This window comes from Cuniculiplasma divulgatum (assembly GCA_031200235.1).
Lineage (GTDB): Archaea > Thermoplasmatota > Thermoplasmata > Thermoplasmatales > Thermoplasmataceae > UBA509.
On sequence record CP133595.1, the window covers coordinates 1,878,037 to 1,897,758 of the forward strand.

Sequence of the window (19,722 nt, forward strand, 5' to 3'; positions counted from 1 at the left end):
AGTGGAACATTGAGATCTTATATTAAATATATGATATTCACTCTACCGATGACAGTAATGCATTTTTTCCATAGATTTCATACAACTGGTGGATATAATTCTATCCTGAATAAACTCACCGGAAAATGGACATATTAATTAACAGATAGTGCATGTTCAACCATGAAGATTACCACTGTGAATCCCTACAGTCAGGAAAAGCTTGGAGAATATGAAGAATATGATGATGGCCGCGTGGACAGAATACTTTCTGGACTTAAGGAAGCTCAGAAGACCTGGAAAAAAGATCTTGACGTAAGGATCGATTACCTCCGGACTGTCCTGAAGCCTAATCTCATAAAGAGAAAGGAAGAACTGGCAAGACTGATGACCGAGGAGATGGGGAAGCCCATAAGTCAGAGTCTGAGCGAGATAGACAAATGCATCAAGCTTGTGGATTATGCAATTGAAGATTATCCAAATTTCCTTGAGCCAGAAACCATAAGGACTGAAGGGAAGAAAACGTACGTGCGCTTCGATCCGCTGGGAACAGTACTACTTATAATGCCATGGAATTTCCCATTGTGGCAGGTGATGCGGGGTGCAGTTCCGGCAATGCTGGCAGGTAACGCAGTCGTTCTGAAGCATGCATCCATTGTCACAGGCACCAGCCTCATGATTGAAGATATATTCTCTTCTGAACAATTCAGGTCACTGATAGTTTCAGGCTCCCGTGCCGGAAAGATCATACAGAAAGTGGAAGGTGTATCACTTACGGGATCAAGCGGAGCTGGGAAATCAGTGGCACAGGAGGCGGGAAAGAATCTTAAGAAAGTTGTTCTTGAGCTTGGCGGTTCAGATCCATTTATTGTAATGAAAAGCGCAGATGTACATCAGGCGTCTGAAAATGCCGTATTCGCGAGGATGCAGAACAACGGGCAGAGCTGCATTGCTTCAAAGAGATTCATTGTTCATGAGGATATCTTCCAGGAGTTTGCTGATGAAATTGCCGGGAAATTTGCCAGCGTCAGGATCGGCGATCCTCTTGACAAATCAACATTTCTGGGCCCGCTGTCATCAATGGAGCAAACAAAGACCGTCAGGTCTCAAATCGAGAATCTGTCAGGCATTGGCAAAGTATCATCATTTGGCGAATACAGCGGCGGAATAGTTCCGCCCACAATCGCGCAGATATCTGGAAAGTATGACGAGGAGGTCTTCGGTCCCGTGGCAATCCTAACGAAATTCAGGACAGATCAGGAAGCAATTGCTCTGGCAAATGACACTCCATTCGGGCTGGGTGCATCCATATGGGGTAATAGTGATGAAGCTGAACGTATTGTTCCTGAAATAGAGGCCGGAATGGTATTCGTGAACAAGATTGTTGCATCAGATCCCAGAGTCCCATTTGGAGGAGTGAAACAGAGTGGTATAGGCAGGGAACTGTCAAAATTCGGTACAAGGGAATTCACCAACATAAAGACCGTATGGATTGATCATTAAGTGTAATTCGCCATTCATATTTATTTCAGAAACAACTGGCATCTGTATATTTTCAGTACAGTCATATGTTTTTTCGAGATGCATTGATTTTTGGACATCAATAAGCTTACAAACGAAACTTAATTCATTAGATATAAGAATACGACTGAAAGTTTTTTAATAATTTCATAATACTGCTGTTGATGGAAGAGACAAAGAAAGCAGAAACCACGCCAATTAAACTGGACGAAATAGATAAGGACATACTGAAGCTCCTTCTCTATTCAGACGAGGCAAATCTTAAGACCATTGCCGATAAGCTCAAGGTATCAAAGTCCACAGTCCACAACAGGATAAAACGGATGCGCGATGAAAAGTTTCTCAATGGACTCTACCCGAATCTGGACACCAACAAGATTGGCGATCAGATTTCTGCCATAACTCTCATAGAAGCAAATTACAGCCCTAATTATTCAATAGAGGTTGGGGAAAGGATCGCCAGAATAAAAGGAGTATGGGCAGTGTACTATGTAATAGGTGAAAATGATTTCGTGGCACTGATCAGGGCAAAATCGCGGGATGATCTTGAAAGGATAGTGACTGAATTCTCAAACACTGAAGGCGTGGAAAGAACAAACACCATTATGGCACTGAGCGTGGTCAAGGAAGATCCCAGGGATTCCATCATCTTCTGATTTATGTGAAACTCAGGGAATCATTATTTCTATGAAATCGTTCAGTGAAATGAAGCTTTTCCTGGCTCCCTTTGTCTTAACTCTTTACTGGATTATCTGAAAAGCCATCAGTAATCTGCCAGAAAATACACTTATTTTCTCGAAAATAGAACTATCATAACTGCACAGCATCAGAATTTTCTTCTAATTATTATGATTTTACTGTAGAACATCCAGGAATATGCAGTTAAATGGATAAAGAGAGCAATTTTGTATTATATGTGTGAATTTATACAAACGAGTGTAAATATTGATAGGATGTTCAAATGTCGAAAATAGAAGATGAAAAAAATTTAACATCTCATGTCTAATGGTACCGAAGTTTAGAACATAATACACAATAGTGAAAATTTTCCTATTTTACAGAAGATTTTAATACGCTTGTGCAATTAATACATGGTGGAAAATTGGAAAAGGTTGAACCAATAGCAAACCATGGAGAAGAATCGGTATCCACTTCACTGACATACGCTACCTGGCGGAAGCAGGAAGGGTGGAAACCCCTGAAAATTGTTGACGCCGAAGGCGTGAATTTCATAGATTCAAGCGGTAGGAAATACCTGGACCTCTCATCTCAGCTCATGTGTTCAAATCTCGGCCACAAGAACATGAACATTATCCGGGCTATTAAGAACCAGGCCGAGAAGATTGCCTATATTGCACCAGGCTTCAATACTGAAGTCAGGGAGGAGCTTTCTTCAAGCCTCAAGACCATTCTTCCTCCAAACCTCAACAAATACTTCTTCGCAACGTCAGGCACTGAAGCCAACGAAGCAGCAGTGAAGATCATAAGGATGTACAAAAGAAAGGAAGGGAATACCAAGATAATATCGGCATACAATTCCTACCATGGTTCCACAGGTTCAAGCATACAGGTCACCGGTGACTTCAGGCGCATAGAGATAGATGATGTGCAGCATTCCCCTGGATTCCTGCATATCCCGCAGCCTTACTGTTACAGATGCCCATTTGGGTTGAAATACCCTTCATGCAACGTTGCCTGTGCAGATTATGTTGAGTATGTAATCAAGAGCGAAGGACATGTTGGTGGGATTATCCTTGAACCCGTGACAGGAACAAATGGCGTCATTGTCCCACCCAAGGAATACCTGCCAAGGGTAAGTGAGATTGCCAGAGACAATGATGTGGTGTTTGTTGCAGACGAGGTCATGACCGGCTTTGGAAGAACGGGTGACTGGTTTGCAGTGAACCACTGGAACGTGAAGCCGGATATCATTACAACGGCAAAAGGCATCAGTGGAGCTTACATGCCCCTGTCCCTGACTGCGACAGACAAAAGGATTTCCGAGTACTTTGACCAGAACTACTTTGCCCATGGCCACACATACGAGGCACATCCCATGACTCTTGCTGCTGGAGTTGCAGCCATTGAGGAATACAAGAGACTGGACATAATGAAAAAGGTCAGGGGCATGGCTCCGCATTTTGCCAGCAGGCTTGAGGAGATCAGGGAAAGGCACAGATCGGTTGGGGATGTCAGGCACATAGGATTATTCGGGGCAGTGGAACTTGTGAAGGATCAGGAGAAGAAAACGCCATTCAACAGCTACGAGGAGAAGGTGGCTGGAAAACCCCTGATGACCGATCTGGTTGCAAAGAAAGCAATGCAGGATGGCGTTTACATAAGCACATGGGTGACGAATCTCATGATAGCTCCGCCACTCATTATTTCAGGTGATGATCTGGACAGGGGATTCGAGGCACTGGATGCTGCCCTGTCCATTGCCGACAGGGAGGTGATGTGATGAAAAGCAGTGTAAATGAAAGCGAGAAAGTGGAAACAATAAGGAACTATCTGGAGGGAAAATATCAGGATATAGAGGGGGAGCCGGTTTATGATGTCTATAATCCGGCATTCGGTAAAATTATAGCCAGGACTGCAGGTTCGGGGCAGAGAGTGGTTGATGCTGCAGTGGATGCAGCCATGACGGCCTTCAGAAGCTGGTCTAAAGTCCCCATCACCGACAGGGTAAAAATTCTCTTCAGGCTTGAAAACCTTTTGAGGGAGAATGCAGACGAAATAGCACGAATAGTGACCACTGAGCATGGGAAGACCTTTGATGAGAGCTATGGAGAGGTGATGAGAGCCATTGAGAATGTCGAGTCCGCAACAGCAGCAACATACCACATAATGGGCAGGAACAATTCAGATATTGCCAGAGGCATTGACGAGGAACTGATCCGCGAACCCATTGGAGTGTTTGCGGTAATTGCACCTTTCAATTTTCCCGTGATGGTGCCATTCTGGTTCATACCGTATGCCATAGGGCTGGGCAATACCGTTGTGGTGAAGCCATCAGAAAAAGTCCCTCTCACCATGCAGTATGTTTCCTCCATGTTCCAGAAAGCAGGTATCCCTCCGGGTGTTGTATCCGTGGTGAACGGGGGGCAAGAAACAGTTGAAGCGCTTCTTTCAAACCGGCATATATCTGGATACAGTTTTGTTGGTTCCACAAGAACAGCCGAGATAATTCACAGGCGCGGTACTGAAACACACAGGCGTGTTCAGGCTGGTGCTTCTGCAAAGAACTATGAACTTGTCATGCCTGACGCTGATCTGGGAACGGTAATTCCTTCCCTCATAAGCTCATTCTTTGGCAATGCGGGTGAACGCTGTCTTGCAGGCTCAGTGCTGGTGACGTTGCCTGAGAATCACCGGAAGGTTGTGAATTCTTTCGTTGACGCAGCTTCAAAGCTAAGGCTTGGCTTTGGACTTGATGCTGATACAGATATGGGACCGCTCATCAGAGAAGATCACCTGAAGCGCGTGGAATCATATATTGTCAAGGGAGAAGAAGAGGGGGCACATCTCCTACTGGACGGCAGGAAGAAGAGATCTCAGAAGCATCCCGAAGGTTACTTCCTCGGCCCAACCATATTTGACAATGCCGCCAGTGACATGAAGATAGTCACTGACGAGATATTCGGACCGGTGGCATCAGTAATGGAGGTAAGTAACCTGGGGAACGCCATAGAAACCATCAACAGGAGCAGGTATGGAAATTCAGCAACCATCTTCACCTCAAGCGGTCGAAACGCAAGAGAATTTGTTCATGGCGTTGAAGCCGGTAATTTCGGTGTGAATGTTGGTGTTGCAGCACCCATCTCGTTTTACCCTTTCGGCGGTTACAAGGATTCCTTCTTCGGGGACCTGCATGCACAGGGCGGGGACGACCACGTCATGTTCTTCACGGAAAGGAAGGTTGTTGTTTCCAGATGGTGAGAGTTTGCAAAATAAATACATGGTCAAACTCTCCTTGATGGGCAGAAATGTTAAAAGTAGGAAAACAAAGTAACTCCCTTTGTTTTAATCAAGTGCTCGGGCAGTCATAACTGAATGGAGGAATGCTAAAAGGAAGTGCATTAATCCGGATTTTGTTAAAGTTTAAGGGGATACAAAATTCTCATAGAAATTGAGATTAAATGATTAATTAAAGCTTATAGTTCGCATTAGATTGTGAAAACGTTGCCTTTCATTTTAATGATTGTAAGTATGTTGGAGGATCCAAAATTCTGTTAACGTTTATGCCATTCCCGGCAGCATATTTGAGAACGTCCTGTGTATTCCATGTGACAATGTAGTCAATACTGATAAATTTGGCTATAGAAATCATGTACCAATCGTTTCCCACATCTTTTATTGCTGTAGGATCTATTGTAAGATTCTCGGTTTTTACGAAATTTAGCTGCATAACGTAAGGGTCGAGTCTTGAGTTCAGATACTCATTTCTAACATCATGTAATGCGCGAAATACATTTCCCTCCTTCTTTCCATTCAATGAAATTTTCTCGATCAGATCTGGGTCTAAATCAAGAAGCCTTTTCAACTCACCGTAGAGTATATCACAGGTAAATGCCTTATCTAAGCCATTCACGACCCTTCTACACACCTTAGCATTTGAGGAACGAGTAGATCCCGATATTAGATAGGCCAATACAACATTGGTGTCTATTACGAGTTGCATTTATTGTCTCAATGCCTTCTTAGCTGAGTTGACAGCGGAAACTACATCCTCTTCAGTTATTTCATTTTCCTTTAGAAAATCAGCGAAGTACTTATCCACCACCTCTTTCTTAAGGGCCGATCTCTTGGTGAATTTTGGGTACCTTGAATAGACTGTTTCAAGCAATTCTGTTAAACTCATATAATTGAATGTGGTCTTGACATCAAGTATTTGTTTTTTCTCAAGTTCATTCAAATTATTCCAAACCGAAATGGCAATTTTAAAACCTTCGCTGGTAAGCCTCAGTTCATCAAAGTAAATCATACCTTTTGATTGGAAATCAATAAGGTCTCCGGATAGTTCCTTTGAAAATGGGCCATACCAAAGGGGTTCGAAGTGATAGATATCTTTCATGTCAGCAAATGGAGTTCTTCTGCAAAGGAGGAAAATCTCTTTCTGTAAATGTGTAACTGAAGGAATTGGTTCATTGTTCTTTTTTGATTTCCCCCACGCGTAGATGAAAGAAAGCAACAAATCACTTCTAGAAACCATACAGAAAGAATATTTCGTCGTTGTATACATACCTTATGTAATCTAATAAGTTTGACATGTAGAGTAAACTATGGTTGTATTGCCAAAATGAAATAATAGACCGGACAGAATTTCAGTTACGGAAGTGCATGGATGATCTGATAACATTGGGGTTCATGCACAAAACAGAAAACATTACTTTTTTGGGACCTACTTGTAGGAAAGACGGTTCTCTCCATTGCGTCGGGAGTGTGCTCAATAGTGCCCCAGATTCCTCTATATTGAGCATCAACAGTTAAGCATTCCATATACTAAACAGGTACTATGATCTCAGGAGGCTGCAATGCCGCATAAAGATTTATTCCATATGCGTGCTAATAATAATGAAGCCTTAGGAAAACATCTGTCAACTATATCATGCCCTTTGATATTTCTTAACTAAATACATCTCTATAATTCATCGGTGCAAAGCAATTATAGCAATACAAGCCGATTCGTTAATGAAAACACGAATCATTGTATTCGCAGTGCTCTTGAGGGATCAGGAGACTCCCCGCAATGCGTCCCCAAGAATGTTCATACCTCTATCTGCCAGGTCAGGTTCAATCGTCAGAGGTGCCATGAATCTCAGTACATTGGCATAGTGTCCGCATGTATGCATCAGAACACCGTGTTTGAACATATATTCCTTTATTCGTGCAGCTCTTTTGGTTCCAGGTTTCTTTGTTACTGGATCGTCAACCATCTCCAGTGCAATCATGTACCCTCTTCCCCTCACCTCTCCAATGTATCTGTTATTCTGGGCAAATTCCTCAAGTCTTTTCAGAATATGAGAACCATTTGAATGAACCATGTCCAGAACGCTGCTCTCCTTAAGGTAGTTCAGTGTGGCATTGCCGGCTGCCATACCAAGCGGATTCCCCCTGTAAGTTCCAAGGTGGAAACCTGGCGGCAGTTTTTCATCATAATCATTCCGGTAGGCAATCATGGAAATTGGTATTCCTTCGCCAATGCTCTTTGAAACGCACATAATGTCAGGTGACACCTTGGTATATTCGCTTGCCCATATCTTTCCAGATCTGCCCACACCAGACTGGACCTCATCCAGAATCAGCGGCACCTCATTGTCCTGCGTGATTTCCCTTATTATGGGAAGAAAATCGTCAGGAGGTACAACATAGCCGCCCTCTCCCTGTATAGGTTCAACAATGACTCCACCTATTTCCCCAGGTCCAGCGTACGGATCAGAAATCATGTGGCGCAGCATATCTCCAACATATGCGGACATATCTTCCATCTTCACATTGAAGGGGAACCTGTATGAATATGGGTATGGGATGTAGGCAATATCCCTCAGGCCAATACCGGCATACCCGCGGTAGTGCGGATTCGAAGTGGCAGAAATTATCTCTCCTGAAACGCCATGGTAGCTTCCACTGAAAGCCACAATAGTTTTCCTTCCTGTTACGTGCCTGGCAAGCTCTATGGCAGTTTCGCAGGCTTCGGCGCCAGTTACTGTGAACATTGTTTTAGAATGATCCTTGAGCCCTGCAGGGAGTGTGGAATTGAAAGTCTTCAGGAAATTGATCCTCGTCTCAGTAGGCATTTCATTTATGTGCACAACTTTGTCCAGCTGATCCCGGACAGCATTCCTGACAGGTGGAAATCCATGTCCAAGGTTGATGACACTGACACCGGAGAAAAAATCAATAAATCTGTTGCCGTCCACATCTTCTATTGTGGAACCTCTTGCCCTGGAAACCCCGATCCTGAAGACTGACGTGTAAGTCCTGCTTGCAGTTTCATACCTGTCCTGGTCTGCAAGCATTTTCCGGGACTCCGGTCCTGGAATATCTGTAACAAGTCTTGGTGCATCTTCATAACTACCCCATTCTGTCGACTTCATATATCCACATCCAGCTCCGGCATGATCCCATACCAGTATTCCTCATCTGGATCTAATGAGTATTGTAAAGGATCATACCTGATTTATTATACAAAATATAGTACGGATAGATATTAACTTAACTATTTTCAGTAAATAAAGATTAAATGTGGAAATAAGAAAATTATTTATGAAGATATTGCACCACTGCCAGATTCCTCTTCTGTTGGCTGCTCTCTTGGCCTTGGAATTCTCCTGACAATGTGTGATTTCAGGTTCACGTCCATGGAATCCCTGAGACCCTCGCCAAGCAAACCTAGTCCGAGGACTATTAGCAGTATGAATGCCGCAGGTATGAGACCTTCCCACGGATATGTATAGAGCGTTGTGGTGATTGATGATGCCATGAGCCCCAGTTCAGGAGTACCGGCAGGTATGCCCACTCCAAGAAATCCAAGTGTTGATAGCGTCAGAAGTGCGGTCCCAATATCCATGGTGGCATATACAATTACCGTCGGGATTATGTTTGGTATTAGATCATTCTTGAATATGTACCAGAATGATAGGTTCATTGCCCTGGATGCTGTCACAAAATCATTGGCCGATACTTCCAGTACCCCTGCACGGACTATACGGACGTATGGGGGCCACCAGACTATGGTGATTGCAATGGTTGCATTTATCAGGCTGGGACCAAGCGTTGCGGCTATTGCAAGTGCCATTATGAGCCCAGGAAATGCCAGAAAGAGATCAGTGAATCTCATTATAACCTCTTCCCTCGGTCCTCTGTAAAATCCGGCAATGCTTCCCAATATAAGGCCTACAAGGACAGATATTCCAACGACCATAGAAGGGATGGCGAGATCCACTGGTATAGCTGCAAGAATACGGGAGAATATGTCACGCCCAAGTCCGTCAGTTCCAAAGATGTGTGTTAGTGAGGGAGGAAGATTCGCACTGGAAAGGTTGATCTTATATGGATTGTACGGCGTCATGTGTGTGCCCAGCAGTTCAAACAGGATTGCAACAATCACAAAGAAGCCAATTATGATAAGTCCAGCGAAGGAAAGCTTGTTGGCGTATATATCTGACAACGTACCCTTAAGCCTCTGTCCAGCAGTTCTATCATTATTCATGATTTCTCACCCGAAAGCGTTATTCTTGGGTCAAGTACTGCGTACAGTATATCTGCGACCAGGTTTGCAACAACAACAGCTATTGTGAATACAATGACAACAGCGATGAGCACAGGATAATTATCAGAAACAACTGCGTTGTATGCAAACCTCCCAATTCCAGGCCATGAGAAGAGTTCCTCAACCACCACTGTACCTGAAATCAGCCACCCAAACATTACGGCCACAACGGTATTTGCCTCTATTAATCCGGTCCTGAGAATGTGGTGCCGCTGAACCTCCTTCATTGGCAATCCCTTTGAATAAGCGGTCCGAACGTAAGGCATCCACCGCACACCCAGTACTCCTGACCTGCTGATCCTTGTCACCAGTCCAAAATTCAGGAAGGCCAGTGTTGCTGCCGGAAGAATGAGATGATACATTCCGTTCACGAAATCACCAATGTGGCCCGTGATTATGGAATCAAGAACAAAGATACCAGTGATGCGAGGTGGGGCTGTCAGATAAGATGAATACATACCTCCCACGGGAAATATGGGGATATACGAGGCAAAAACGCTTATGGCAAGAGCCGCACCCAGAAATGTTGGGGTGGACCATGCCCCGAGGTAGAAGATTCTTATGAGGCTATCCTTCTTGTTGCCGAAGTTCATGGCGGACAGGTAACCAAGCCCTATGCCTGCAATGATGATTATAACGAAGGCCATGAGCACAAGTTCAAGCGTGTTGGGAAAGTAGAAAAGGATCTCACTCAGAATTGATTGACCGGTAACGGGATCAATACCCAGATTACCTGTAGCATATGAAGAGAGGAAATACCAGAGCTGTACATATATTGGATCATCGAGGTGGTATCTTAACTTCACTGCAGCGATGGTTGAAGGCCTGGCCTTGGGACCTGCCCAGAGAACTGCAGGATTTGTGCTGAGTAGATGCGAGATCAGGAAGACAATAATTATGGTGCCAAAAATGAGAAGGACTCCCTCAATGCTTCTCTTGATTATATAAAAAATTAGTGAACGGCTTGAATCCATAACCGTTCACCTTCAGGTATAGTAGACGTCGTTCCAGAACATGAAATAGCCTGCTGCAGATCCTGCTGGGTTTGGAATAATTCCTGCCAGATTGTCCACGTGGAATGCCAACATGTATGGCACATTGAGCCAGGCAAACCAGTAGCTGTTGTAGATGTCTTTAACGATATTGGTGTAATTCTGCACTATATATGTCGGATTGTTTGTTGATGTTGCGTTTACGGTCATGTTGAATATTGTGGAGTTATAGTTGTAACTGCCTCCATATCCCGATGCACCAACATAGCCTTCATCAAGTATGGCATCAACATAGTCCTCTGTTGCAGTATAGTCTTCAGTATAGTAACTGATGCCAAAATAGTAGGATGTTGAACCGGCATTCGTGCCGAATATTATGGATTCCCAGGTGCTGTGAGAAACACCGTCGGAGGTTATGTGTATTCCGATTGCCTCAAGGTCAGCTATGATAATTTCAGCTTCACTCGTCTGAGACGAAGAATCACGATCGAAAGTGAATGTAGCGGTGGGGAAAGTGCTTCCTCCAGAATTTAAAACAGTTCCATTGGGGAGTGTTGCCTTGTATCCGGCATCCGCAAGAAGATGTGCTGCCTTTACAGGATCGTATGAATATGGCGAGAGACCGGTGGTTGTTCTATTATAGTATGGGAACCCCGCTGGAACCGGGCCAATCCATGAGGATGCAAGCCCATGATATACGGCACTGATTATTCCAGTGTAGTTTATAGCATAGGCTATGGCCATTCTCACATCAAGATTGGTAAATGCAGAGAATGACCCAGGATCCATGTACACATAATAAGTTCCTTCAGAACTGCCAAACCTGACAGGCAGGATACTGGTATTGAATCCACTGATACCCTTGAGGGTGCTGTAGTAGGAAGATGCCGGTGCATCTATGACCTGCAATTTGCCGGCCTTTGCCGCGGAAATGGATGTGGATACTGGCTGGTAATCAATGATAACCTCGCTGAGTTTAGCTGGCTGTATTGCATAATTAAGGCTGCTGTTGCTAAGGTTATCTGCCCAGTAGGTTGTGCTTCTCTCCAGCACAGCAGTTGAGCTTGGTACATATTTCTGAAGATAGAACGGTCCGGTACCCATAGTATTGGTTGTCATATATGAATTGGTGTTGTTTCCACTTACTCCGCCATGGGCATGGACAAATATGGGATCAACAGCTGCTGCAGGTGGTGTGGATAGTGTGGCGAGAAGTGCGTTGAAAGGCACATCACCATTGTAGCCATAACCCAGATTCAACCTGATTGTATGGTTGTTTATAACCTGGAAAGACTGATACGGATATTCCATGATGCTGAGCTGAGATGAGGTGGGATTTGAAAAGTTGAAGGTGTTCAGTTCGGTTGGAGTAACAGTGAAATTGACCCCATTCGAGTAGTTAAAATTCTGTCCAAGAATGAAGGACGGAGCTTGATTCATTACGAGGGTGCGGTACATAGAATACCACTGAACATATGCATTATACGGATTTCCATTGCTGAACGTGACTCCCTGCCTCAGCGTGAAAGTATAGGACATATTGCTGTTTGAAACAGTCCAGTTTGTGGCAAGAACTCCAATGTATGAAGTTTCACTGGTTCCGTTTGGAGCTACCATGCCCTGATAAATCTGATTCATGATCTCCCATCCGGCTGTGCTGAATGTTACAGCCGGATCGAGATGTCCCGGGGATTTTGCTGATCCCTCTATAACATAATTTATTGGAGCTTTCTTTTCAGTTTCCAGCTTGTATATCGCAAAGCCTGCCGCAATCAGAATAACTACGACCACAACAGCAATAATTGCCGATGACTTTTTCATGGGAATCCTTATGCAAAAAGTAGTATATATACATTGTTTATCAGACTATATCAAAATAGAATATTGTTTATTTAATAGACGGGTAAATTGAAATAAATTTAGAATTTAGTGAGTACTTCTGCAAAACGTAGTTCACAAAAATAATCGTATGAGCAAATCTCTGGACTTTGCATGATAACCACTCTCTGGCGTGTGCAGGGGTGTATTGTTGCATTCTATATTCTTTTTTGGCCCGTTCTGATTCCATGATCTAGCAGGGGATATGCAAATAAACTCCGTAAAGACATTTTCTACCGATCATCATCATATGCCTGTATGCATAGGTTTGTTTTGCCGGATATGATTAAATCCGCCGTGTTACAGGGATATGAATTAAAAGATTTTACTGAAAATGCCAGTCAGGAGCAGTGATCAATAATCATCGGCCTAAAATCCATCTTTGTGGTAAAGCCAGCATGAAACAACATGTTCATCGAAGGGCAACTGAATCGAAGGCGGTATCTGGGTGCACGGTTCAAAGCGCCTTCCGCACTGGCGCTGGAATATGCAGCCAGAAGAAGATGACGCTGTCTCCGCAAGTGGGATGTCCATGTCTTCTTTCTTGTCCAAGCTGAATGTGCTCCTGAAGAGAATTTCACTGTAGGGATGCTTTGGTGCGGAAGCGACCTCTCTGGTACTGCCCGACTCCACAATCTTTCCATAAAACATTACGGACAGCCTGTTGCACATGTATTTTATGACGCTGATATCATGGGAAATGAAAAGGTAAGTTAGGTTGGTCTTCTTTTTGAGGTCCCTGAGAAGATTCAGGATCTCTGCCTGGATGCTAACATCCAGGGAACTTGTGGGTTCGTCCAGTATAAGCGCCTTCTTGGGTGCTGCCAGAGCTCTGGCAAGACTGACACGCTGCTTTTCGCCACCACTTAGCTCGCCAGGATAGTTCCAGAGTTTGCTTATGGGCACCCCGGTAAGAAGTGATACCTCCCTGATCCTGTCATCGTATCTCTCCTTAGGAATGTCTGAATATAGAAGCCCTGCTCTGATTATCTTGTACACGGGAAGTCTGGGATTCAAAGACCCAACTGGGTCCTGAAATACAATCCCGATCTGGTTTCTCATGAATCTTATGTCACGTGTACGCCTGAAATTTATGCGCTTGCCGTTTACCTCAACAGATCCGTCCGTTGGTTTATAAATTCCCAGTAGAATCTTTGCAAGAGTTGACTTTCCGGATCCTGTTTCCCCAATGATTCCGTAAGTATCGCCCTTATTCACCGTAAGGCTTATTCCTTTCAGAGCTTCGTTATATTTGCTGCCTGCTGCCTTTCTGCCGGAGAAAGTCGACCGGTTCATGAAGCGAATGTGAAGATCATTGACAGCTATCACAGCAGCTTCTTCATTCATAGAGAAAACACGCCACCCCCTGATTATTCTCCAGAACGGCTATTTCAGGCTCTGACATCTGGCATCTGTCAAATGCGAACGGACATCTTGGACTGAAGGCACAGCCCATGGGTATATTTCTCATGTCGGGAGGATCCCCGCGCATTGAGGGAAGTGGTGGAGAATCATAAAAACCGGATGGAATTGATGACAGCAGCAGTGAAGTGTATGGGTGTTTTGGGCTCTTGATTATGGTGGATGTTCTCCCATACTCTACAATCTTTCCTGCATACATAACATAGATTCTGTCACAGATTTGTGCAGCAACAGTAAGATCATGGGTTATTATTATGAGGGAAAGTCCAGTCTCGGACTGCATGCGGGAAAGCAGCTTGAGGAGTTTGACCTGAACAATTGTGTCAAGGCCCGTGGTCGGTTCATCCATGATTACAAGCCTGGGTTTCTGCAGCAGTGCAAGGGCGATGGCAATCCTCTGCCTCATGCCCCCTGATAGCTCATGAGGGAATTTTTCTATGACTTTTTCCGGGCTGTCTATGCTCAGTTCACCTAACATTTCCTTGATGCGGTCGATTCCCTGGGACACAGAATTCTTGTCATCCTTCTTCACGAGGCCGCAGGCAATCATTGACTCCAGGAGTTGATCCCTGACCTTGTAAACCGGATTCAAGGATGTCAGTGGCTCCTGAAAAACCATATTCAGCCCCAGGACACCATTCTTGTTCCTCTCAGGTGACAGTATTGGGGTTATTTCTCTTCCGTCAAAAAAAATCCTTCCACTATTGTGAATTGCCGGAGGCGAATCCATAAGACCTGATATGGCCGTTGCAAGGGAAGTCTTTCCGGATCCACTTTCGCCAACAATGCCTACCTTCTCTCCCTTCATCACGTGTATATTGGCTCTGTTTACTACTTTTATAGAATAATTAGAAAATTTATATGTTATGGTAAGGTTCTTAACCTCGAGGATGGTGGACGAAGCTTGAAGGGAATCTTCCTGATTTCCATCCATTGTCAACATCTATTGTTCTCCCACCTTCAGCTGATGTCGGATGTTTCCCGGCTTCTTACCCGGATATCACGTTTAGCAAGCTCCGGGAAGAACAACTTTGGAGGTATGATCTGTTCTGGAGGCTTGACTCCCTTTCCCTTCACGATGCCGCCAGCAATCATCTGGGCAACAATTGATCCAGGAACCCCAACCTCTTTCTGGGATGCAGAAAGTTTCCGCTTCTCGTCGTACTTGAAATCGATTATGACCTGAACATTTCTTGACTTTCCGCCTTCCTCGCCGTTAACCTCAACAACTGTCCTCTCATAGTCCTTTACCTGAAGATTGTCAGGAGGAGTAAGGATCCCCTGGCTCTTGAGGAATCTTATGAAGAAGTCCCTGGGCACAATCTCAGTGCCATCGACCTTGTATTTTTCCTTCATTCCGAATCCCATGTCTACAATCATCTTCATATTTAAAATATCCCTGCTTCCCTCCATCCATTCCACATACTTCACTCCCTTTTCCTTGAAGCTCTCCGGCATCGTGGCAATTTCAGAATGAAGTGTGCGGTAAACGGTGACGTCTCCAATTTCAGGACCAAAATTGAACGCTTCAGATCTTGACATGGGTGGTGTTTCCTTGAACTGAGAATCCTGGTAGTGCACTGCAGGAAGCGTGAGTTCGTCAATAAGTGTTGCAGGAGACCACGAGAAATAATACTTGGCACCCTCAGTCTTATCCGTCCATGCATCCCTTATTATGACGCTCTCCGCCTTGTCCATCTTGTTTACCGCATAGGACGCTGCCACAGATGAAATACCGGGCTGAGCTCCCATGCCTATCACCGCAAGAAGGCCATCCTTCGCAAATTTGTCGTTAAGAGTAACCTGCTGGCGCGTCATATGGTATAGTCCGCCAAAATCAATGTAAGGCACTTTGGCAATGAGACAAGCTTCCATGACATCAAGATTGAAATAATACTGGGATGCGTTTATGACAACATCGTGACCCTTGATGGCCTTTGCCAGTTCGTCGTGCTTCTGTACATCTATTTTCTTGTACACAACTCTTGGATCGTGGAATTGCCGCTCCACAAGATCAATCACCTGTACCTGTTCAACACTCTTGTTTTCAAGGAGATCAAGAACAGAAACGGTGCCTGTGATGCCTGACCCCCCTACAACTGTCACTTTCATAATTTCATAAAGTTATTTGTAACATAAAAACTTATTGCAGTATTTGGAACATTTTCACATGTTCCATATCGTATGTGAAAATGTTGGAATTTTTTATGCCATGAAATAAATTATGTACATTCTTACTGTTTATTGTCTGGAAAAGTACATATACGGGGGAAGACATAAGGTATACAATGGTGTTTTAATATGGAATCCACCAATCTAAACGAATCGGAGAGTCACAGTCGAAAGGAGTGGCACTCCGATAAATCTGAGAGGCTGTTTGAAAGACAGAAGAAATTGATACCAAGTGGATCTAGTTCTCTCATGAGAACAAGTTCGTGGGAACCGTACCCGCTTTTTATTAACCGGGGAAAGGGATCCAGGATATGGGACATAGACGGAAATCAGTACATTGATTTTCTGATGGCGTTTGGCCCGCTCATCAATGGCCATTCACATCCAAAGATCAACAACGCAGTGAAGAAGCAGATCAGGGATGGCTATCTCTTTGGTGCACCCAATGAGCTTGAATACAAGCTGGCAAAGATGTTCATGAAGTTCGTTCCGAACCAGGACAGGGTGATATTTTCCCTGAGCGGCTCAGACGCGACCTTCAATGCGATCCGCCTTGCCAGGGCTGCCACGGGGAAGGATGTCCTCCTGAAGTTCGAGGGGCACTATCACGGACTTCACGATTACGCCGCAATTTCTGTGGAATCACCGCCAGTAGTTAGTGGACTCAAGAGATTCCCGAGACCACTGGCATACACGGCTGGAATTCCGGCTGAGGTGATGGACACCGTGGTTGTGGCCAACTGGAACGATCCAGAGAGCCTTGAGAGAATCCTCAAGATCAGGGGAAATGAAATAGCAGCAATCATAATGGAACCTATCATGGCAAATTCCAGTGTAGTTCTACCCGACGATGACTATCTGAAGGCAGTTCGGGAACTTGCAGATGAATATAACATAGTGTTCATCATGGATGAGGTGATCACAGGTTTCAGGGTAAGCGAGGGTGGAGCTCAGAAGCTATACAACGTCAAGCCTGATATTTCAACCTGGGCAAAGGCTCTCGGTAATGGTCTTACAATTTCGGCAATTTCTGGAAAAGCCGAGTATCTGGATCTCATAGGCAATGGTGTTGCTTACGGAGGTACATACTTTGCTTCGCCTATTTCCCTTGCCGGTGCTCTTGAGAATCTGAGGATCCTGTCAACCAATGACTTCGAAGCCTACAGGCACCTAAAAAAGATAACAAGAAAGCTAGCGAAGGGAATTGAGGAAGTGGGTGATGAACTGAACGAGGACATGCTTGTGAACTGGGAAACGGGTCTTCTCTCCTTCGCATTCAGTGAACTGAGAAAGGTGAAGAATTACAGAGAATCCATTCAGAGCGACTGGGAGAAATACCAGGCTGTCCAGAAGATCATGCTGAAGAAGGGAATTTACCTGCATCCTGATGCATTTGAAAGAATACCTTTGTCAACAGCCCACAGCGAAGAGGACATCGATGCATTCATAAATGTTCTGAGGGACAGCATCAAGGAATATAAGGAAGCAGAAGAGTAACCATACCGTTCTTTTTTTTCACAAACTTTTTTTAACATTTGCCAGTGGGAATTCCATCTTCGCAAGAGAGGGGATAAAACTGAACCTACCTGTATCACAAACACATGATATTCCTGTTCGCCGGCAGGCAGAAGTGAAAGTGGTCGGATCGCATATTGCTCCATGCGTACCTGCAATCCGTATAGTCGTGCGGCTCAGCTTGGAGGGCAGAGTACCCTTGGGCCGAGGGGGATTCAAGCCCGTGGAGATTCTGCCAGCAACCTTTGAATTGGGAAGCCTCTTTCGAAAGATAGGGGAGGAGGTCACCCAGAATTAACACCATGAGAATTATTCAAGGGACTGATGGTCATATCTATTTTATAAATTTAACAAGTTTCCGGGCAAGATAGTTCCCTTTGGGATGTTTTCAAGACATTATGATAAACTCTTCTAACATAAAGCACGGAGACTTTTTGTAAATTGTTGAAATTTCTGATGGTCATGGTTCTCGGTAGATTCGTCATTGACAATTAAGAACTGCCCACAAAATAGCACAGAGACTTGCGTCAAATACATATTTTTTAGGGCCATGTACTGAACGGATTCCATTTATTAAACGCCTAAAAAAACTTGTGACAAAATCTTAGACTTAGTTAATCCGTGCTGAAAGAAACAATATTTTTCAGATCGCTTATGTCTATTCTCAGGCAAGGGTATTTATCTGTCCTGACAGTTAAAGTTGTTCCGTCAAAATTCAGGAACTCAGCCTGGAATGGATCATCCAGTGACACTGAAGAATCTTTAAAGTTTTCACATCTTTTTGCAAGGGTGGTAAGAATATCGCCATAAAGTGTGCTCAGTGGATATATCGCTATCATCTGGCCAGTAGAAAGATTTTTAGCAATACTTTCCAGCCTGTCGTCCATTCTGTCGTAATCATGAATGTACAGATTAAAAGCTTACTGAACTCAGTGAGTTCATAACGTCATCCACGCGATGTAATTCAGACAAAATTCCACACATCCTGCGTGTACGGCAGAAGATGTCTCACAACTACCCTGTTCTCAGTCTTTCTTGCTACATCAAATATGATCGAATAGTATTCATAGATGCTGGCAGTAGGAAGAAACACGGTGATATGCAACCTTTCACCGGTTGGCTTGATGAAGAATCTGGTTCTCATTATGTGCTGTTGGTTGGCTATGTCCCTGACCATGGTAAGGAATGAGTTCCTCATTTCCATACTGTAGATACCATCTTCAGGTGAAATTGGGGCAAGACCGTCCACATCGCCATGTATGGGATTCTGGGAATAGAGAACTGTGGAGAAGCCTCCGTTGTTTTCCAGCGTATTTGAGGCTTCTGCCATAACTTCACCTGAGAGTATAATCCTGATTGATTTCTCATCTCCGTTCATAGGTAGATCATACGTTACCAGTGAAATCGGATACTCGCTGTTGATCAAATTCATTATGTTTGTTATACCCGGGCTTGGCCCAAGCCAGTCCACCCTTGAATTCATGCCGTCCGCGGTATATTCCGCAAGCAGGGAGGAAACGGCATCGGCCTGGCTGCTGTGAAACCTTGCATATATGTTGATGAAGCCTCCGCTCATGTCTGATCTGTTCACAATGAATGATGGAAGATGTATCAGCTTATTTATGACAGCCAGATCCTTCACGTTGTTGATCCTTGTGTCCACAACGAAGGAATCATCCTTCTCAATTGCACGGAATCTGCTGAGCAGCATGTCTATCTTGGAATTTCTGGAATCCCTTGGAAAATATGTGGACATCCATGATTCCCCGTTCTTTCCGTAAATGAAGACAGGGAGTTTCGTGCGCATGTCGGCAATTGCGCTGAAAAACTCCGTATTCTGCCTGACCCTGAGGACAAGCCTCATGTCAAGCTTTCTGTCTATGTCCCTTACCAGCATCCCTTAATAATAAGGCGATGGTTTTAAAAATTTTTCCACTGTACGCGGCGAAGATGAGATCCCGCGAATTGCGT

At 44.3% G+C, this 19,722-nt stretch carries 16 protein-coding genes; 5 read left to right on the forward strand and 11 right to left on the reverse strand.

The window, feature by feature from the left end; all coding sequences use genetic code 11:
* Window positions 1-162 precede the first annotated feature (162 nt).
* From RE469_09870 to RE469_09885, 4 genes are all read left to right on the forward strand, one after another.
* Window positions 163-1,482: an aldehyde dehydrogenase family protein gene (locus RE469_09870; GenBank protein ID WMT44494.1), complete on the forward strand. Its 1,320-nt coding sequence runs from the start codon at window positions 163-165 to the stop codon at window positions 1,480-1,482.
* Between the two features lie 182 nt (window positions 1,483-1,664).
* Window positions 1,665-2,156 carry an Lrp/AsnC family transcriptional regulator gene (locus RE469_09875; GenBank protein ID WMT45660.1) on the forward strand — a complete coding sequence of 164 codons (492 nt, stop codon included), beginning with the start codon at window positions 1,665-1,667 and terminating at the stop codon, window positions 2,154-2,156.
* Window positions 2,157-2,602: 446 nt separating this feature from the next.
* Window positions 2,603-3,961, forward strand: coding sequence for an aspartate aminotransferase family protein (locus RE469_09880; GenBank protein WMT44495.1), 1,359 nt, complete (start codon window positions 2,603-2,605; stop codon window positions 3,959-3,961).
* The gene (locus RE469_09885) at window positions 3,961-5,439 is read left to right on the forward strand and encodes a CoA-acylating methylmalonate-semialdehyde dehydrogenase (GenBank protein ID WMT44496.1); all 1,479 of its coding nucleotides are present in this window, start codon (window positions 3,961-3,963) and stop codon (window positions 5,437-5,439) included. Before RE469_09880 ends, RE469_09885 begins: the two co-directional genes overlap by 1 nt.
* A gap of 250 nt (window positions 5,440-5,689) precedes the next feature.
* On the opposite strand, the gene RE469_09890 is transcribed toward RE469_09885, so the two are convergent.
* The 9 genes from RE469_09890 to RE469_09930 form a co-directional block, all read right to left on the reverse strand.
* A complete protein-coding gene (locus tag RE469_09890; protein WMT44497.1) occupies window positions 5,690-6,181 on the reverse strand; it encodes a hypothetical protein in 492 nt (163 codons plus the stop codon).
* Complete coding sequence (locus RE469_09895; GenBank protein ID WMT44498.1) at window positions 6,182-6,712, reverse strand: hypothetical protein; 531 nt, start codon at window positions 6,710-6,712, stop codon at window positions 6,182-6,184. It abuts the gene before it with no gap.
* A 520-nt stretch (window positions 6,713-7,232) separates the two neighbouring features.
* Entirely contained in the window at window positions 7,233-8,597 is a 1,365-nt protein-coding gene (locus tag RE469_09900; GenBank protein WMT44499.1) for an aspartate aminotransferase family protein, read from the reverse strand.
* A gap of 167 nt (window positions 8,598-8,764) precedes the next feature.
* The gene (locus tag RE469_09905; GenBank protein ID WMT44500.1) at window positions 8,765-9,712 is read right to left on the reverse strand and encodes an ABC transporter permease; all 948 of its coding nucleotides are present in this window, start codon (window positions 9,710-9,712) and stop codon (window positions 8,765-8,767) included.
* Window positions 9,709-10,746 (reverse strand): ABC transporter permease, encoded by a 1,038-nt coding sequence (locus RE469_09910; GenBank protein ID WMT44501.1) that lies wholly within the window; start codon window positions 10,744-10,746, stop codon window positions 9,709-9,711. The genes RE469_09905 and RE469_09910 overlap by 4 nt, the downstream gene beginning before the upstream one ends.
* A 12-nt stretch (window positions 10,747-10,758) precedes the next feature.
* Window positions 10,759-12,585, reverse strand: a complete 1,827-nt coding sequence (locus tag RE469_09915; GenBank protein WMT44502.1) for an ABC transporter substrate-binding protein — start codon at window positions 12,583-12,585, stop codon at window positions 10,759-10,761.
* A gap of 426 nt (window positions 12,586-13,011) precedes the next feature.
* Entirely contained in the window at window positions 13,012-13,989 is a 978-nt protein-coding gene (locus tag RE469_09920) for an ABC transporter ATP-binding protein (protein ID WMT44503.1), read from the reverse strand.
* Window positions 13,982-14,998, reverse strand: coding sequence for an ABC transporter ATP-binding protein (locus RE469_09925; GenBank protein ID WMT44504.1), 1,017 nt, complete (start codon window positions 14,996-14,998; stop codon window positions 13,982-13,984). Before RE469_09925 ends, RE469_09920 begins: the two co-directional genes overlap by 8 nt.
* 26 nt (window positions 14,999-15,024) lie before the next feature.
* A complete protein-coding gene (locus tag RE469_09930; protein ID WMT44505.1) occupies window positions 15,025-16,176 on the reverse strand; it encodes a saccharopine dehydrogenase C-terminal domain-containing protein in 1,152 nt (383 codons plus the stop codon).
* 309 nt (window positions 16,177-16,485) lie between these two features.
* Here RE469_09930 and RE469_09935 point away from each other — a divergent pair, with 309 nt between their 5' ends.
* Entirely contained in the window at window positions 16,486-17,733 is a 1,248-nt protein-coding gene (locus RE469_09935) for an aspartate aminotransferase family protein (protein WMT44506.1), read from the forward strand.
* Window positions 17,734-18,365: 632 nt separating this feature from the next.
* Here the strand turns inward: RE469_09935 and RE469_09940 are convergent.
* Both RE469_09940 and RE469_09945 read right to left on the reverse strand, forming a co-directional pair.
* A complete protein-coding gene (locus RE469_09940) occupies window positions 18,366-18,638 on the reverse strand; it encodes a hypothetical protein (protein ID WMT44507.1) in 273 nt (90 codons plus the stop codon).
* A 77-nt stretch (window positions 18,639-18,715) separates the two neighbouring features.
* Entirely contained in the window at window positions 18,716-19,648 is a 933-nt protein-coding gene (locus RE469_09945; protein ID WMT44508.1) for a hypothetical protein, read from the reverse strand.
* Window positions 19,649-19,722 lie beyond the last annotated feature (74 nt).